General features: G+C 40.4%; 25 protein-coding genes and 1 tRNA gene. 17 read left to right on the top strand and 9 right to left on the bottom strand.

Annotated features, from left to right (window positions below):
• Positions 1-7: 7 nt before the first annotated feature.
• The 3 genes from PR675_RS17570 to PR675_RS17560 all read left to right on the top strand — a co-directional run bounded on the left by PR675_RS17570 (position 8) and on the right by PR675_RS17560 (position 2,387).
• Positions 8-1,318 carry an HdeD family acid-resistance protein gene (locus tag PR675_RS17570; protein ID WP_060561096.1) on the top strand — a complete coding sequence of 437 codons (1,311 nt, stop codon included), beginning with the start codon at positions 8-10 and terminating at the stop codon, positions 1,316-1,318.
• Between the two features lie 78 nt (positions 1,319-1,396).
• On the top strand, positions 1,397-1,729 hold the full coding sequence (locus PR675_RS17565) for a DMT family transporter (protein ID WP_376738364.1): 333 nt from the start codon (positions 1,397-1,399) through the stop codon (positions 1,727-1,729).
• 199 nt (positions 1,730-1,928) lie between these two features.
• Positions 1,929-2,387, top strand: a complete 459-nt coding sequence (locus tag PR675_RS17560; RefSeq protein ID WP_004920908.1) for an Hsp20 family protein — start codon at positions 1,929-1,931, stop codon at positions 2,385-2,387.
• Positions 2,388-2,861: 474 nt separating this feature from the next.
• On the opposite strand, the gene PR675_RS17555 is transcribed toward PR675_RS17560, so the two are convergent.
• The 7 genes from PR675_RS17555 to csrA form a co-directional block, all read right to left on the bottom strand.
• Positions 2,862-4,037 carry a tyrosine-type recombinase/integrase gene (locus tag PR675_RS17555; RefSeq protein WP_272582844.1) on the bottom strand — a complete coding sequence of 392 codons (1,176 nt, stop codon included), beginning with the start codon at positions 4,035-4,037 and terminating at the stop codon, positions 2,862-2,864.
• Positions 4,037-4,252: a hypothetical protein gene (locus tag PR675_RS17550; protein ID WP_163861181.1), complete on the bottom strand. Its 216-nt coding sequence runs from the start codon at positions 4,250-4,252 to the stop codon at positions 4,037-4,039. The genes PR675_RS17555 and PR675_RS17550 overlap by 1 nt, the downstream gene beginning before the upstream one ends.
• A 29-nt stretch (positions 4,253-4,281) precedes the next feature.
• Positions 4,282-4,854 carry a 3'-5' exonuclease gene (locus tag PR675_RS17545; protein ID WP_272582843.1) on the bottom strand — a complete coding sequence of 191 codons (573 nt, stop codon included), beginning with the start codon at positions 4,852-4,854 and terminating at the stop codon, positions 4,282-4,284.
• Positions 4,855-4,865: 11 nt separating this feature from the next.
• On the bottom strand, positions 4,866-5,663 hold the full coding sequence (locus PR675_RS17540) for a DNA adenine methylase (RefSeq protein WP_272582842.1): 798 nt from the start codon (positions 5,661-5,663) through the stop codon (positions 4,866-4,868).
• A 111-nt stretch (positions 5,664-5,774) separates the two neighbouring features.
• Complete coding sequence (locus tag PR675_RS17535) at positions 5,775-6,230, bottom strand: hypothetical protein (RefSeq protein ID WP_272582841.1); 456 nt, start codon at positions 6,228-6,230, stop codon at positions 5,775-5,777.
• A gap of 83 nt (positions 6,231-6,313) precedes the next feature.
• On the bottom strand, positions 6,314-7,216 hold the full coding sequence (rdgC, locus tag PR675_RS17530) for a recombination-associated protein RdgC (RefSeq protein ID WP_272582840.1): 903 nt from the start codon (positions 7,214-7,216) through the stop codon (positions 6,314-6,316).
• 153 nt (positions 7,217-7,369) lie between these two features.
• Positions 7,370-7,555: a carbon storage regulator CsrA gene (gene csrA, locus PR675_RS17525; protein WP_196993185.1), complete on the bottom strand. Its 186-nt coding sequence runs from the start codon at positions 7,553-7,555 to the stop codon at positions 7,370-7,372.
• Between the two features lie 107 nt (positions 7,556-7,662).
• Here csrA and PR675_RS17520 point away from each other — a divergent pair, with 107 nt between their 5' ends.
• On the top strand, positions 7,663-8,157 hold the full coding sequence (locus PR675_RS17520; RefSeq protein ID WP_036940700.1) for a hypothetical protein: 495 nt from the start codon (positions 7,663-7,665) through the stop codon (positions 8,155-8,157).
• A 191-nt stretch (positions 8,158-8,348) separates the two neighbouring features.
• Here PR675_RS17520 and PR675_RS17515 read toward each other — a convergent pair whose 3' ends face one another.
• A complete protein-coding gene (locus PR675_RS17515) occupies positions 8,349-8,558 on the bottom strand; it encodes a hypothetical protein (protein ID WP_272582839.1) in 210 nt (69 codons plus the stop codon).
• Positions 8,559-8,671: 113 nt separating this feature from the next.
• Positions 8,672-9,367: a LexA family transcriptional regulator gene (locus PR675_RS17510; protein ID WP_272582838.1), complete on the bottom strand. Its 696-nt coding sequence runs from the start codon at positions 9,365-9,367 to the stop codon at positions 8,672-8,674.
• 106 nt (positions 9,368-9,473) lie between these two features.
• On the opposite strand from PR675_RS17510, the gene PR675_RS17505 reads away from it, so the two are divergent.
• The 13 genes from PR675_RS17505 to PR675_RS17445 all read left to right on the top strand — a co-directional run bounded on the left by PR675_RS17505 (position 9,474) and on the right by PR675_RS17445 (position 15,904).
• Positions 9,474-9,719, top strand: a complete 246-nt coding sequence (locus PR675_RS17505; protein ID WP_272582837.1) for a transcriptional regulator — start codon at positions 9,474-9,476, stop codon at positions 9,717-9,719.
• A gap of 37 nt (positions 9,720-9,756) precedes the next feature.
• Complete coding sequence (locus PR675_RS17500; protein WP_272582836.1) at positions 9,757-10,215, top strand: YmfL family putative regulatory protein; 459 nt, start codon at positions 9,757-9,759, stop codon at positions 10,213-10,215.
• A gap of 83 nt (positions 10,216-10,298) precedes the next feature.
• Positions 10,299-10,508, top strand: a complete 210-nt coding sequence (locus PR675_RS17495) for a hypothetical protein (protein ID WP_272582835.1) — start codon at positions 10,299-10,301, stop codon at positions 10,506-10,508.
• Positions 10,498-10,677, top strand: a complete 180-nt coding sequence (locus PR675_RS17490) for a DUF4222 domain-containing protein (RefSeq protein WP_272582834.1) — start codon at positions 10,498-10,500, stop codon at positions 10,675-10,677. The genes PR675_RS17495 and PR675_RS17490 overlap by 11 nt, the downstream gene beginning before the upstream one ends.
• 7 nt (positions 10,678-10,684) lie before the next feature.
• Positions 10,685-11,734: a helix-turn-helix domain-containing protein gene (locus tag PR675_RS17485; protein WP_272582833.1), complete on the top strand. Its 1,050-nt coding sequence runs from the start codon at positions 10,685-10,687 to the stop codon at positions 11,732-11,734.
• Positions 11,731-11,979, top strand: coding sequence for a hypothetical protein (locus PR675_RS17480; protein WP_080739799.1), 249 nt, complete (start codon positions 11,731-11,733; stop codon positions 11,977-11,979). Before PR675_RS17485 ends, PR675_RS17480 begins: the two co-directional genes overlap by 4 nt.
• Positions 11,979-12,617 carry a phage N-6-adenine-methyltransferase gene (locus tag PR675_RS17475; RefSeq protein WP_272577681.1) on the top strand — a complete coding sequence of 213 codons (639 nt, stop codon included), beginning with the start codon at positions 11,979-11,981 and terminating at the stop codon, positions 12,615-12,617. The genes PR675_RS17480 and PR675_RS17475 overlap by 1 nt, the downstream gene beginning before the upstream one ends.
• Before the next feature lies 1 nt (position 12,618).
• The gene (locus PR675_RS17470; protein ID WP_272582832.1) at positions 12,619-13,128 is read left to right on the top strand and encodes a hypothetical protein; all 510 of its coding nucleotides are present in this window, start codon (positions 12,619-12,621) and stop codon (positions 13,126-13,128) included.
• Positions 13,125-13,505 (top strand): hypothetical protein, encoded by a 381-nt coding sequence (locus PR675_RS17465; protein ID WP_272582831.1) that lies wholly within the window; start codon positions 13,125-13,127, stop codon positions 13,503-13,505. The genes PR675_RS17470 and PR675_RS17465 overlap by 4 nt, the downstream gene beginning before the upstream one ends.
• Positions 13,490-13,867 (top strand): RusA family crossover junction endodeoxyribonuclease, encoded by a 378-nt coding sequence (locus tag PR675_RS17460; protein WP_272582830.1) that lies wholly within the window; start codon positions 13,490-13,492, stop codon positions 13,865-13,867. The genes PR675_RS17465 and PR675_RS17460 overlap by 16 nt, the downstream gene beginning before the upstream one ends.
• Entirely contained in the window at positions 13,864-14,838 is a 975-nt protein-coding gene (locus PR675_RS17455) for a DUF968 domain-containing protein (protein ID WP_036940665.1), read from the top strand. Before PR675_RS17460 ends, PR675_RS17455 begins: the two co-directional genes overlap by 4 nt.
• A gap of 31 nt (positions 14,839-14,869) precedes the next feature.
• Positions 14,870-15,277 carry an antiterminator Q family protein gene (locus tag PR675_RS17450; RefSeq protein ID WP_272582829.1) on the top strand — a complete coding sequence of 136 codons (408 nt, stop codon included), beginning with the start codon at positions 14,870-14,872 and terminating at the stop codon, positions 15,275-15,277.
• A 551-nt stretch (positions 15,278-15,828) separates the two neighbouring features.
• Positions 15,829-15,904, top strand: a tRNA-Ile gene (locus tag PR675_RS17445).
• The last annotated feature ends 77 nt before the right edge of the window (positions 15,905-15,981 follow it).

Below are 15,981 nucleotides of genomic sequence, written 5' to 3'. Positions count from 1 at the left end.
ATAGGTGATGCTACAAATTGCATTATTACTCTTTGGTGCGGAGTTCATCAGAGGAAAAGCTCATTACCTTTGGGGTATAGGGAGCCTTTGGTGTTTGATGGGTATTTTTATTTTTATTGATGGCCTTGATGGGAATGCTTTCTTCCCGATACATCTCTTTGGTTTGTTATTATTACTAGAAAGTTTGGTGACATTAAGTGTCGCTTCGAGTGGGGTTGGTACCCAAAAAGCAATACTCTTTTTTAAAGGTTGTCTATTTCTGTTTTGCGCACTGGTTATATTAATCAATCAAAAATTTAGTAATGTACTGCTATCAGCAATGTTTGGCTTTGCTTACTTTTTTACTGGTTTATTTGTGGTCGTGTCTGCATGGGTTGTTCGTTTCCCCGGATGGCAATTGGTCATGATATGGGGAGGAATTGAAATATTTTTTGCATTCTTTCTGTTTACGCATCATCAAGCCACTATCTCCTTTTTTCTCGGATTTTTAATGATAGGAAGTGGTTTAGGTTGTTTGCGAATTGCATTGCGCGCACGTTATATTCGGCGGGGAACAGCAATATTTGAGCTTATGCGTCCGAGGCCTATGTCATTTAAAAAGACAGGCGCTACCGCAACGAATACGACGGCTTCAACGGCAGATACTTTGAAGCAAAAAATAGATCCTAACTCAGTTTTAACGGTCCATATATGGACACCGGAAGGCTCTGCTAATCAGCGTCCTGTGCCACGCCCAATTATTAATCGCTATATTGCCGCAGTTGATGCCGATGGCGTTATTTCAACAGGGCATGCCGCATTAGAACTTTATCCCTATATCTATATTAGTTTATATCCAGCGGAAGATATTGACCGTTCTCCTTCAGAGTTTTTTAGAATATTGAAGGCAACGGCTGCTAATAATGTGCCGGGGCGTTTTTTACCTGATTATCAAACAGAAGCTTCAGAATGGTGTGATTCAGATAGGAGGATCACTTTCGAGGTTTATAACCCAGCATCATTGATAACTTTTTGGGAAAAATATCGGCAGCACCCAGTTTATAATCTGACATATCAAAATTGCTCTAGCAGCGTTGCGTATGCGTTAGAGGCTGCATTGGATGGGGTTTTATCTATCCAGAAAAGAAGCAGTTTTTTGGGAGTATTAAGTGTACTTTGTATGCCTGAATTATGGATAGCCGCTCAGATACGGCGTCGCGCACGGATGATGGCCTGGACTCCAGGATTGATGATGGATTATGCACGAGCATTACGCGCTATCGTCCATCCAGCGCCTATACCGTGGTACAAGCGCATACCATGGCGGCGCACGTCATAGCATTATGATGAATCAATAATCTATTTTGTTTAACAAGGGAGCGATGAGCTTCCAAAATGAGTCAAAGAGGTCTTTATGCTGAAAGTATACGCAATCTTAATGGTGTCTATATTAGCTGAAACAGCAGCGACAACCATGATGAAAGCGTCTGATGGATTTACCCGCTTGGTGCCGAGTATTATTGTTATCGTAGGTTATGCCGTCTCTTTTTATGGCTTATCGCAGGTCGTAAAAAGTATGAATATTGGCATCGCATATGCGATATGGGCAGGAGTTGGGATATTCCTTGTTTCGGTATTATCGTTCTTTGTTTACAAACAGAAACTCGATCTTCCAGCATTAATTGGACTAGGGTTCATTGCATTGGGCATTATTATTATCCAACTGTTTTCAAAATCGGTTATTCATTAAGCCAGTCTGGTCAAGAGCAGTATGCGGAGGTACTGTATCTTCACGTTAAGAGACTACGATTAAACGACTGATAATAATAACAAATAAATTTTTCTATAAAATTTGAGCTGGCAGGGTTGAAAAGTGATGAGTCGTCCCTATGTATATTTATGGGTGATAGGTACATCCACTTAATCTCATTAATACTGAAGGAGGAATTATGGCTAACATTAAACCTTTTTCATTATTTCCAACAATTTCTGATAGCTTACTATCTAATCGGTTTGATCAGATAGACCGTTTATTCAGCCAACTCACCGGAAGCAGGCCTATTGCATCACCGGTTCAGACCTATGATCTGAAACAGATTGATGATAGCCATTATGAGCTTACGGTTAGTGTTCCTGGATACCAAGAAAGCGATTTAACTGTTTCATTAAAAGGTGGTCGATTATTGGTAGAAGGGAAACGAGAAGAAAAATCTCAGGAAGATAACGAAAAGTGGCTTCACCGTGGAATATCCTACGGTCAGTTTACGTTGCAGTTTGACCTAGGTAAAAATGTAAGGATAGAAAAAGCGGATCTATCAAGAGGGCTTTTAACGGTGGCCATTGAGTATGAATTGCCGGAAGAAGAGAAACCGCAACTGATAGCAATAGAAAATAAAGATAAAAATTAAGTAATTGATATAGAGTTAGGTTATTAGGCTACACATAAGGTGTAGCCTCAATTTGCAACCCTACCAGCTGGTAGGGTTTTTTGCATTTTATTGTTGCAACTATTTACTCATATTCACTCATTGATAATTAAAAAGTATTGATGATGAAAAGAATATTTTTAGTTGCGTCTCTATTTCTATTGGCGGGAAAAGATACAGCCAGACTTTGAAGACTTTAAAAGCAAACTTTTACCCCGCTTAAATTTTAGATACAAAAAAACCAACCATAACAGGTTGGTTTTCTTAGGGAATTCTGGTCGGCATGAGAGGATTTGAACCTCCGACCCCCGACACCCCATGACACCGATTGTAATATGTTGATGTTTTTGATTTAAAAGGAAAATAATTAATTATACTGGTTATGCAAACAGTGCATAATATGCAAAAACCACACTATACGAATCAATGAGTTAAGTTGACTTTTACCGCCCATTTTTAAGCTATTTCAAAGTGCGGAACTTGTACCCATTCAACGTGATTTTCAGTATAAATTTTTGTTGATTCAGCATCACTATGAGCCATCCTTGCTTGCGGATCGTAACCTTGCTCTTTAAACATGAATGCTGCCAGCGCTCGTATTTCATGAAACGTTGGTCGCTCGTCTAATGGTAAATTAGCAGCAACACCAACACGATCTCTAAGCGCCGAAAAAGCACGACTGAGATAATCAGGGGCCACCTGGGTAGGGTGGTTAACTTCTTTGCTAATTTTGTTCGGTAATCTAATTGGCAGCCTATGCACTATGTAAGGGCTAGCCACATTGTCACGACTATTATCAATTATTTCTTTTAATTTTTTCCCAATCGGTATCGCGACATGAGAGGCCTCTTTGTGCTGTACTTTTTGTCTATGAATATAGATCATGCCGTAAATGCCGTCTTTTTCTTCATCAAACCAAACGCAACCGCAGGTGTTGTTTTTGGGGGTTTTGATGTTGTATTTGATACGAGAAACCTCAAGTCGTGCTTGTGTTGTTTGTAGCGCTAGATCCATAGCTGTTCGCAACCAGGGCTCCGCTGATGCGCGGATCTTAATAAAATCACTGTAAGATAAACGACGTCGCTTTTTGCCGTCAACGCGCTTCATTTTTTTACGCTCTGCTGGATTGTCTAGCATAAGTGACTCATCCATCGCATAACTGAATATTTTCTTTAGAAAGCCAACTTTTCTATTTTGCACATTAGCTGAAGCTTCGGCGTGAAATTCGTTTATAAATCCGTTTACGTGCTCAAGCGTAACCTCGATAGGTGAGATATCATTGAAATAAGTCTTAACCCTTTCCAGATCGTTATTCCAATCGCTAAGAGTGCTTTCCGCCGGCTGTTCATCATTAACCATCCTGCCAAATAATTTATCTAGATGCTCAGAAAACGGAAGAGACTCGCCATTTTTACCGCCGGAATCTACAATTAAAGCATTAACAGAAACCGTCTTTTCCGGTCTCATGATGTTGTTATATTCTTTTGCAATCGCGATCGCTTTTGCTTTATCTGCGCCAATGCTTTTGCGAACGCCATTTACCAGCGTAAAGCGATACTGCTTTTCCGCTTTGTCATAGTAGAGAAAGTCAGGCAAATGCCTGAACTCTCTTTTTCGTGGTCGACCTGCCATCAAGAAGCCCTTATTAAATCACTCACACATGATGAAATATCAGACTCAACTCCCCAGCGCTCGGAAGCATAAACCCATACAGAGCAATCAACGATCCTGCCTCTAACTTCGCCAATTTCCACCCAGCGCTTTATGGTTCTATTATCTGGTATTGAGCCTTTTTCAAACTCTCTTTTAGCCCATGCGCTAGCTTTCATAAGTTTTCCACTAGACATAATTATCTCCACACCTGCCGCATACAGATTTAAATATCGTTGTTAACTGGTTTAATTAAATGCTGGTGGATAATAGACACATACTTAGCTTGATGGATTGCATCAGCTAAAGCATTATGTTGTTCACCTTCAAATTCGAGTGTTCGCTTAGGGTCAATGCCAGCACTACGACCAAGCTCTACAATCGTGCGAACATCTCGATTATTCCAGAATTTCCAGAACGGATTAAAATCACATGCAGCATAAGCACTAGCTAGGACAGCATTGTCAAAATCACTACCATTTCCCCATACACATACATTGTCAGATAAATGTTCTTCAGCGAAAGCGGATAGGGCGAGTAGTGCAGATTGAATAGTTCTAGAATCTTCATCAACGATAGCCGCTCTTGCTTCACTGCTTTGTTTCATCCACCACAGCACTGTATCAGCATCAATATGTAGGCCGAGCTTTTCGCAACTAACCAGATCAACAGTCAAATAGAATTCGGGACCTAATTCACCCGTCGAGGGCTCAAAAGCTACTGCACCAATAGAAACAATAGCGGCATTGCCTTTATTGCTCATAGTTTCTAAATCTACCATTAAGTGTTTATATTTCATTAAATTTCACCTTAAAAGTTTAGCCACAGGCATTCGGTACGCTTTACTGATCCAGCATGGCCGTTTGCTGCTGTCGTCTTGATTTCTTTTCGCCAGCTCGAGAGTTGGCTGTTATATAGATCGTTGTCATAACCGCAAATAATAACTTTTCCTGAAAGCTGGCCAGTGACAGTGATTAATTGCTGGTGGCCCCATTCATCCATTTCGTGCCGGTATGTTTCGCTTCTCATACTCCTTGTTTCATGTAGATAAGGTGGATCGATAAAATGCAATGTGCTGGTGGTATCATGGTCTTTCATGCACTGAACAGCGTCACGGTTTTCAATTAATACGCCTTGTAATCTATCCACTACAGCGAGTAGGTTTTCTGGTGCCCGTGTCCATATTTTTTGTGCTGTCGCTGAATTACGTTTAGTGTCTAATCTAAAACCTGTTTTGCCTTTTGTTGCACCGGCACTACCAAAACCCATAGTGGCACGCACAATTGTTTTTCGTGCTCGTTCAATAGGGCAATCTGAAACATCATAAGCACAATTAAACTCAGTGCGTGAATAGGGCGTTAATAAGCAAGCATCGATAAGTTTCTCTGCCTGGTCTTTATCACGTAGAACGCGAAACAAATTTACTATTTCATCATCTAAATCGTTATAAACTTCAGCTTCCGAGCGAGGTTTGCGCAAAAGAACCGATGCAGCACCGCCGAACGGCTCAACATAACAACGATGATCTGGAAAGTGACTAATCACCCAAGGAGCAAGTCGAAACTTGCCACCATGGTAGCGAATAACCGGGTGTTTGATATTATTCATAATCACACTCGCTTAAATTCAATAACCCACACCCAAGGATTGCTTTCAAAATTACAGTCAAGTTTACTAACTGAAATTTCTGAGTTAAAAATAATTCCGCGCTCTTTCATATCAGCCGCCTATGCGTGTAGCAGTTCTAATGCGTTCATAAACCTCACTAGCTTGAATACGTTCATCACCAACATCACAGGCGCAGAAATATTCAAATGCAGATTTTTCAGCTTCTTTATGTGCTCTGAGGAATTTTGCCTTTAGTTTTGCCACATCAGGTCTTAGCCATGAACAAACAGGACCATCTTCTGATTCATAAATACCACCGATAAACCAACCATCACCGTGAGGTTTGCTAGGCACCCATCCTGAAATATCACACTGGCCATCTTCAAAATAGAGTTTGAAGGTTGGGTGGTTTTCATCAATATCACCATCCATATAGACATTACAGATTTTAAGGCAATTGTTATCAAACCATTGTTTTAAATATTCACCGTCTTCACTTACAGGAATTTGAGAGTGAGCCCAGTAGCCAAGTTCATCGCGTTCTACTAATTCAGGTTTAATAGACATAATTAATACTCCACACAAAATTTAGATAATAATATTCCGTCTCTTAATAAAGAAAATTAAATTCCTTGGTGTTGGCTAAATAGTTATTCTGTTTTTTCTTTGTATTTTAATAATTCAATTAACATCTCAATGGTATTAACCATATGAAACATAAATACAGCATTAGTGTGTCTATAGCGAAAAACTCTATCCCCATCACAGTCGATTTCAATTAGAGGCTTGATATTTTTAAAGTCAAAATCATCCGTAAGCTTAAAGCTTATATCAAAGGTACTCAATTCAATTAAGCAAACTGTAAAATGATTATCAATAGAGTCTTTAACTTGCTCACGGATTAAATTAAGTTCCGCATCATACTTTAGAGTTTCTAGCTTCTTATCAAGCTTACGTTGTAGCAAAAGGAAATTGCCGGGATAAAGATCATGACCAAAGCACTCTGCTGGTGGTTGATTATCAATGTGGTTAGATAACCGTGTTGTAATCCCATTCTTTGCATCATCAATGTGAAAAGTTTCAGTTTTTACAGTACCGCAAGCTTTCACTAAACTACCTAATAGTGCTTGGTGGTCTGGCTTTCGCGTTGTGGACACAAACAGGAAACCCTTTTTAACATGGTACAGAGCAGTGATGATTTTTGTTTTAGTTAAAGCAACCTTTAGCATTTCTTCTATTGCAACATGCTTTAGCTCCGCTTCAAGAAAGTCATCGATACCTTGTTCTTTCAATTTTTCAATGCGTCTATTAACCTCAAAGGCGATAGCCGCTTTAGGAAGTATCTTTTCATCAATACGAAAAGTAATAATATAACCACCTTCAATTGGGGTAACTAATTCACCAGTAATTTTATTTGGAATAAAACCATAGCTTGTAGAGTGAGATTCTAAAATATCAACAAAAGGCAATTCTTTTAAATGATTTTCTAAAACTTCGGCGCTAGGTAATTCCGCTTTGAAAATAACACAGTTAGTAATAGGGAATCGTTTCATTCATTGTTCCTCAACATAATTAACTCCACACAATATATAAGACCACTGACAATAATTAATTAACTTACCTAGTGTGAACTGACTATACGCCAGTGGCCTTATGTATTGAGTAAAAAAGTGGCGGCCTGTCACCGCCAAAGCGAGCAATGGCAATTAGTTAGTAATTTCGTTCTTTTTCTCTGCTTGTATTCTTAAATAAATTTCTTCTCGATGAACTTCAACTTCTTTTGGAGCATTGATCCCCATACGCACCTGATTACCTTTAACACCTAAAACAGTAACGGTAATATCATCACCAATATTAAGAACCTCACTGACCCTTCGAGTTAAAATAAGCATTTCATCCCTCTCTATTACTCCACACAGTTAAAAGGTTGCCTGATTATTTAGCCACATCAGGCGGCTGTGGTATTCTTGGAAGCCCTACACAACCAAGAGAATTTAAAATGTCAAAATTTGATAGAGATTTACAATTAGAACTACTTCTTCTTGCTGCCAATGATTACCCAAGAGAAATTGATGAAAATAACATTCCTCAGCATCTACGTGATATGGATGAAGACAAACTTTGCGCCAATATTGCCTACCTAGAAGAGGAAGGTCTAATCGTAGGTGGCGTCGAATTTGTTGGCAGTGGTCCATATCCAGCAATTGAGTTAATCCGCATTACCAATGAAGGCATTAACTTAATTACAGAAGAAGGTAGTATTTCAGCCTCTCTAAAAGTTGTTACTATAAAATTACACAATGACACTCTATCAACCCTACGTGATTTCATTAATCAGAATGTTTCTGACCCAGAAGAAAGGAAAGGGTATTTGCAGCGCTTAAAAGAGCTTCCCGCTGACGCCACAAAACACCTCGTGCTTGAACTACTGGGCAAGGGGTTGAATCAGATGCCGAACGCAATTCACTGGCTACAAACAGCGCTCCATTCTTAGTAAATTCACTATCGTTACGCAATTTATTAAATTTAACCCAACCGACCATCGGGTGAAGCTCAAGCCAGAAATCATCATGATCGTCGGTTGATAGCGTAAATGCATTCTTATGGAAAACAATTGCGTAGATCCTGATTGTTCTCGGCTCGCTAGTTACTCCACACATACTTAATACCCCACACATTATTCAGTTAAGCACTAACAGTAACCGCACACATATCCATGCACTCTGCAATTTCTTCGTCGAGCTTTTCGAGTTTAGATTGCAGGTTGTCACGTTCTTCGCGCAGTTTTTGCAGGTTGTTAATCTGCTTGGCTTTTTCTAGTATCCACTCGCGCACATCATCCTGCGACATTGGCACACTAAAAGTAACGATTGGTTCATTTGAATTGGTTTGCATGAGTCTCTCCTATTTCTTGCGTGAAATAAGAATGCAACTAAAAGTAGATAATGTCAACAACTAAAAGTAGAAAAAATTAGCGAAAAAAAACTGGCTATTGCCAGTTCTTAGTTTTAAGCGAAAACTTTCAAGCTCATAGGGAGGCTTCTTAATAATTTACCATGAAAATACACTTCATACATTTCATGTTCTTCAAGATAGAATGGGGGATAAAAATCATTATCAGAGATAACTGCTAGTTTTCTTCCTTTAACTCTTTGTAAACGCTTAATAAATGTTGAATCTTCAAAGTTGAAAACGTATATACCATCCCCAGTAAAGTGACTTACATTTGTGTCAACGAATAGAAGATCTTTGGGGTTTAAGGTGGGGATCATACTGTCCCCATCAACATTTATAATCACCACTCCATCTAGAGTGGTTCGTCCAAATAGTTCGTATATTTTATCAGTGGGAATTTCAATTGACCGTATTACCTCGGGAAATGGGTTGTTGATATAACCATGCCCAGCAGAGGCAAAAACTTCAACTTGCCTAACTGTAACGGTATCTGATGTCTTATCTTCCGCTCTTGGTAAGCTGCCAGTTATATCAACACCATAATCCAAATAAACAGCGGTTGAGTTTACTGCCCGAGCCAATAATTCCATTTTATCATCTCTAGGTTTAGCAGAACCAAGGGTATATCTGCGCGCCATTTCATATGACACGCCCAATTGTTCTGATAATTGCTTAACATCGACATTAGCGTCAGACATTCGCTCAGTAAGCCTTTCGGCAAATTTATAGTACTTCGCTTTTTCTACCATAAGTAGAAGTTTATCGCCCAATCTAGTTACTGTCATTTCTATTTTAAGTTGTTTTTGTTCTCTACTTTAAGTAGTATTGTTTTACTACTTATCGGAGAAAGAAGCTATGCATCAAGAAAATATTACTGAAAAAGCTATTCGGGCTGTTGGTGCGCCTTCAGTTGTTTCCAGAATGTTTGGGTTCGGCTCCCCACAGTCAGTATTTAACTGGATAAAGAAAAACAAGGTTCCGGCAGAGCGAGTTATTCAGCTTTGCAGGTTAGCTAATTGGGAGGTGTCTCCTCATGAGCTAAGGCCTGACCTATATCCAAATAAATCAGATGGGTTACCGAACGATACCAAAACCAACTAACCGAGTTAACTACAAACAAAACAACGGAATTGTAGATATGTGCAAACAAACACTAAAAGAAGTTGTGAAAGAGATGTGCAGAGCATACCCCGGTGGGCGTTCCGCAATGTCGGGCGCATTGGGTATTTCTGAAACAACTTTCAACAATAAGTTGTACGAGAAAAACGGCTGTCGTTTTTTTGAAAATGATGAACTTGAAGTGATTGAAGAATTATCAGGCACTAAGCTGCTGGTGGAGTATCACATGGATCGTCATGGAATTACACCAGCGGTAAAAATTGAAGCTGAGAGTTTAGATACGGTTGAATTGTTTGATATTCAAATGCGTTTGGGTGCAATGCAAGGGGCGTTAAGCGTCTTAATCAAAGACAGTATTGCTGATGGCGTTCTAACACCGGATGAAACTAAGGCTATCTATCGAAAAATGGAAAAAGTCTTTGCTTATGCGCTTGGTTTTGTTGGTTCTTTAGAAAGTGTTTATGGGATTAAACAATGATGAGCATAGCTAGAAAGGGTGACGCTCAGGATATGCGGTCCCGAGCGTCGAGTGCTAACAACTTTTTGTGTGGAGTAATTAGCATGAGTAGTTTAGCGCACTTAAGCCACAAAAAGCAATTTCGTTGTTTACCAACCGGTAAGCATGGTGCGTTTCAATATGTAGAGATCATAACTTCAGTTGATTTATTTGGAAACTACCAAATAAAGCAGCAGTTGGTAGATAGCAAAGCATTAAGGGATAGCTGGGCTGATTTCTACTATCAAAGCGGGAGCGAGGTCAATGAGCAATGAAGATGCAAATAATCTCAATCGCATTTATCTGGATAAGCGCGGTGTTCGTGTTCGTGTCATACGTTATGACCGAGTCAAACAGTGGGTCATATTCTTGCGTGACGATTACGAACATGAGTGCTTCGCCCCTTTGTACAAATTTAAACTTGAATATACAAGAGTCGAGTAGGTAGCGCATGAGTGTAAAACTATCAAGTTATGTGTGGGATGGCTGTGCTCACGCAGGTTTAAAAATAACCTCTGTTGCTATCATGGCTCGTCTTGCCGACTTTTCAAATGATGAGGGTGTTTGTTGGCCTTCAGTGCCAACAATTGCGCGTCAAATTGGCGCTGGCGAAAGCACAGTAAGAACGGCAATTAAAGAGCTTGAAAAGAATGGCTGGTTATCAAGAGAAAAGCGGCGCAAGGGAAATCGTAATGCTAGCAACATCTATCAACTGAATGTTGAAAAATTATTCTTAGCTGCAAGGGCTGCATTTCCTCAGCCAGCAGATTCTGACGCCTCAAAACCTGACACGTCAAATCCTGTTGCGTCAAATTCTGCCCCGTCAGAATCAATCAAAAATAACCGTTTTGACCCGCCAGAATCTGGGGGCGATCCGTCAGTAACTTCAAAACAAGATCCATCAGTAACTAACTCTTCGTCGCAGAATTCTGGCGAATTAAGCGACAAGTCTAAAAGTGATTTTTTAAAACGTTGTCCAGAGGCGGTGATTTACAGCTCAAATCTTCAAAAATGGGGCACTGCTGATGATCTCAAATGCGCAGAGTGGCTATTCAACCGCAAGCGTGAAGTATTTCAAGAGCTTGGCTTGAAGGCTCCGAAGGCACCAAATTTTACAGACTGGGCTAACGATGTTCGCTTGATGCGTGAAATCGACGGTCATTCACACAAAGAAATCTGTCAATTCTACAAGCGTGTAACTCTCGATGACTTTTGGAAAAAGAATGTTCAATGCCCAAGAACACTGCGCAGCCAATGGGATGATCTAACCCTACGCTTGGCAGGTGAGCAAAAAGTCAGCATCGATACAGTCGCACGTGACGAAGCATTTACACGGATCATTGGCTCGCGTTCAAAACCGCAGGGTCGCATCGAGGAAATAGCCGCAGCACTGGCTGGAAAAACAGGTATTCGTACGATGAAAGAATTCCAAGGCCGTCAAACGTGGATCAGTATCTGGAAGCAAGCAACAGAACAAGCAGCACAGGAGGCAACAGCATGATGCACAGTGAATCTAAAGAAATTTACGGTGCTAACGTATTCGGTCTAGTAGCTATGTTGCACCAATTGCGCCGATGGTGGATCTTGCGCGAATTAAGATTGAACTGGGTCGAAAATTACAAATATTTAGTCATGTGCCGCAAGCATCCCCACTTAAACAAATATATTGAATATTTCAGCATTCAACAACGTTATGAGCGCATTAAGTTGTTTGCTATGCCCCACCAGCAGCGGGGTGCTATCTGATGAGCGAATACGTTGCAAAACTTAATGAACTCAAAGCAAAATCAGCTCATGAGCTGAAAGAAATTGGGGACCAGTGGAAAACGCCAGAAGATATCTATTGGGGTATTAATTCTTTATATGGCCCATTTAATTTAGATCTATTCACCGATGGGGAAAACAGCAAATGTCCTCATTTCTACACTGCAGAAGATAATGCGTTGACTCAAGACTGGTCGGAAAAGCTAAAAGAAATTGGCGGGGTTGCTTTTGGTAATCCTCCGTACTCCCGTAGCTCATATCACGAAAAACAGGCAATCACAGGTGTTCGTCACATTATGTCTCATGCTTCAGCAATGCGAGATCTGGGTGGTCGCTATGTATTTTTATTGAAAGCGGCAACAAGTGAGGTGTGGTGGCCAGAAAATGCAGACCACATTTGTTTTATCCGTGGGCGTATCGGTTTTGACGTTCCGAAGTGGTTTATCCCTGCAGATGAAAAACAAAAACCAACTGGTGCGTTTTTTGCTGGGGCAATTGTTGTTTTCGATAAAACATGGAATGGAAAAGCATTTGATTATATCAGTAGAGAAGAACTAGAACAGCGCGGCAAGGCATTTATAGAACAGGCACAGTGGTTAGCTAAAAGATGGGGGCAGTAGCGTGAGAAAAATGCATGCAGCAATTTATTTACGTAGTGTGCAAGTCATTACATCTGTACGTGACAGAGACACTTTTACTGTTAGCCATGTCCATAAGCTAACTACTTTAACAAAAAGGGAAGCACATACAGCAATAGACAGACTACTGGAAGCTAAAGCAATAAAGCTCGTTGGAAAGTACAAAATACAAGGAAAAGGCAACTTAGTTAGTCATTACACGGTATGCGATAACGCTATTTCACAACTTAGAAAGGTTAGGGGGTTTGTTGTGGAGCCGGTTGTTAATTTAGGACAAATAAAAGAAACAGTGCAATTGTTGCCGGATGTGGAAATCCAAGAAATAAACACCATCAATGAGCAGCAGGAGCCAATCGCACCACTTGATGATCATAAGAAAGATAGGGAAGACTTTGCGTGTGAGCTAAAAGTAGTCAAAAAAGCCAATGTCGCTGGCATGGGATGCATGCATTTAAAACACTTAGATCAACTACTAGCAGGGGTGAGGGTATGAGTAAAAAATGCATGTTCTGCGGTGGTGAAGCTGATCTACTATGCGATAGTGTTCTTTGCTACATCGGTGAAAAGAATGATAGCGGGGCATTACTCCGCTTTACATCTGCCTATACTTGTGACGCTCCTATGTGCGCTGCTTGCTCAACATTCCACGGAAATTTTCATTGGAAAAAAAGTAATTCTGGCGGCTCTTCATCTATTGATTACTGTCCCATTTGTGAGAGCCAAGAGTTTGGATTTGGGCGTAGATATGTTTTCTCTGAAATTGAGCAAGTGAAAGTGCATCGTCAGGCGCATTATTTAAAATTCAAGTCATCGAAAGGGCTTCATTTGGAAGCTGTTATGGGAGGTGGGCAAATATGTCTGGATCTTTAAGTTTCATATTACCTTTCCCTCCTAGCGTGAATGCCTGTTGGCGAACTGTTCGCGGCACTATGATCATTAGTGAAAAGGGGCGCAGATTTCGCGCCAATGCAATAGCAGCCGTATATGAGCAGCTAAGAAAGAAGCCAACTGCTATTGTGGGCGATGTTTCAGTTATTGTGAAAATGTACCCGCCCACACGACATAGAAGAGACATTGATAACTACCTGAAAGCCCCATTCGATGCTTTAACACATGCAAACGTATGGAAAGATGATGATCAGGTCAAACATGTTGATATGAGATGGTGCGAAGTCGTAAAGGGTGGACGCTTTGAAATCACAATAAATCACTACAACGGGGAGGTTGCATGACAAACGGCTGGATCCTCCCTGCTACTATTGTGCCTGATATGGGAATTGTGATGTTTAAGCCTGGTGTAAATCAATTAGCTGACTTCAAAGGCTTAATGCAGATAACGCCCGCTCCGAGTGAATCGAACAAATCAGGCAAGGTCACACACAGACAAGCTTTACTTGATGATAAGCGATTACTCCCATTTTTTAGAAATAGAGATGTATTTGCTAAAGCTGGTGGAATTGAGGCATTAAAAGGCCGTCTTAAACAGAACGTTAATTACTGCCAAATTCATGACGATAATGATGACTATCATCATCATGAGCTAACAATAACGAAGATCGGTAATCATTATATTCGTACATGTTGGTCACATGACAATCAATTACGTGAAAATCCCACGCTTTATAATACGGCATCAATAGCGAAGGATAATTACTATCAAAACATGTTGTGGGCAGTCAATGAGGGTCTGTGTTATTCGAAAGATACCCAGTTATCACTTGGTGACCTGTTCACATGGACTGTTCAGCATCAAATTTCGCATTTATTACCTGATGAAATATTAAAGCGACTTTTAGGTATTGGCATTACTCCGTCACATGATGGTCCTATCTATACGCCGAGTGAAATAGCTATAGAGAAAACTAAGGCGTTATTACCGCTGCAGGTAGATGCGGATCCACCAGCGCTGTATTTAAAAAATCCTAAGCGGTATCGATGGGAAAATAAAAACCTGCTTCAAATTATTAAAAAGCTGCCTTGCTGTGCGTGTGGCAACCCTGCTGATGATGCACATCACATCGTCGGGTATGGATTGAGCGGAATGGGTACAAAAGCCCATGATTTTTATGTCATCCCTTTATGCCGTGGTCACCATGATGAATTGCACAGGGATCCGCATAAGTGGGAACAAAAATACGGTTATCAATTAGATTTTCATCGTCAGTGCTTTGACCGCCTTTTCGGTCTTGGCGTATTTGGTTAGTGCGTTGTGCGGAACGCAGGAGATTTTTTGCATGAGAGATATTCAGTTGGTTTTACAAAAATGGGCAGGGTGGACGAGCGATGATCCGAGTATCGATTATTCCCATATTGCTGCAGGCTTTAAAGGCTTAATTGCAAACAAAGAACCATCAAAAGAGTCATGCAGTGATGATGACGGGATAATTATTGATAGCGTTATTGCGAAGCTACGGCAGGTTAGAAAAGAGGAAGAGCTAGAATTAATTGTTTTGCATTACCTTTATGGGGTGTCAAAACGCAATATTGCCAAGAAATGGAAAATGAGCGAGGGGCGAATTCGGCAAATGATGCAAGTTGCTGAAGGCTTTGTTGACGGTTGCTTGGCTATGCTGGGTGTAACTCTGGAAATGGACCCTGAGGTTATTAACAAAGCAAAAGTGATAGATGGTAAAAAGTATTAGTGCGCTACGCAAGTTCAATGTTATTGTGATAAGAGTGAATACGTTGTCACCTAACTTATAGAATGAAACCTCGCCATTTGTGCGGGGTTTTTTGCTTTATAAGCAAATAGAACTTGCTGTTACGTTTGGTCAGAGTTACATGTGTAGTTATGCACAATAACTGAACAAGCAGAGACTTGAAAAAGCAAGTACCATCCCTATATAGGAGATACACCGTATTTCACTCAATTGTGGCGTCCCATACTAGGTAAACTTGGATTGCGGTGTAGACCCGTCAGCAATGGCGGGTTTTTTGTTAAAAAAAGCCACCAACTTTTTAGGATGGTGGCGAATGAGTGTTGCGTATATCGCAAGATGAGTGGTACTACAAAATATAAGAGGTTTCTATTATAACCATCTAATTTAAAAAAAGAAACAGGCTTTATCTGATGTTCTATTTATAACTTGTTGATATTGTTCCGTTATGGGAATTCCCATATCGCTATTTCACATGTTCGGTTATTCCGAACAGCTCATTTTGAAGATCGCTTAGGCGGTCTTTTTTCGTATATGCATCAGTAGCTCAACGGTAGAGCAGGCAACTCATAATTGCTCGGTTATGGGTTCGAATCCCGTCTAGGTGCACCAAACATGCCGACCACAGAACAATTACCCTCGTTATCACGTTCACACAAGAGCTGTGAGTCGGCGCTCTATTAACTAAA

This window comes from Providencia sp. PROV261, assembly GCF_028477945.1.
GTDB lineage: Bacteria > Pseudomonadota > Gammaproteobacteria > Enterobacterales > Enterobacteriaceae > Providencia > Providencia stuartii.
This window is presented reverse-complemented; position numbering and strand designations above follow the sequence as displayed.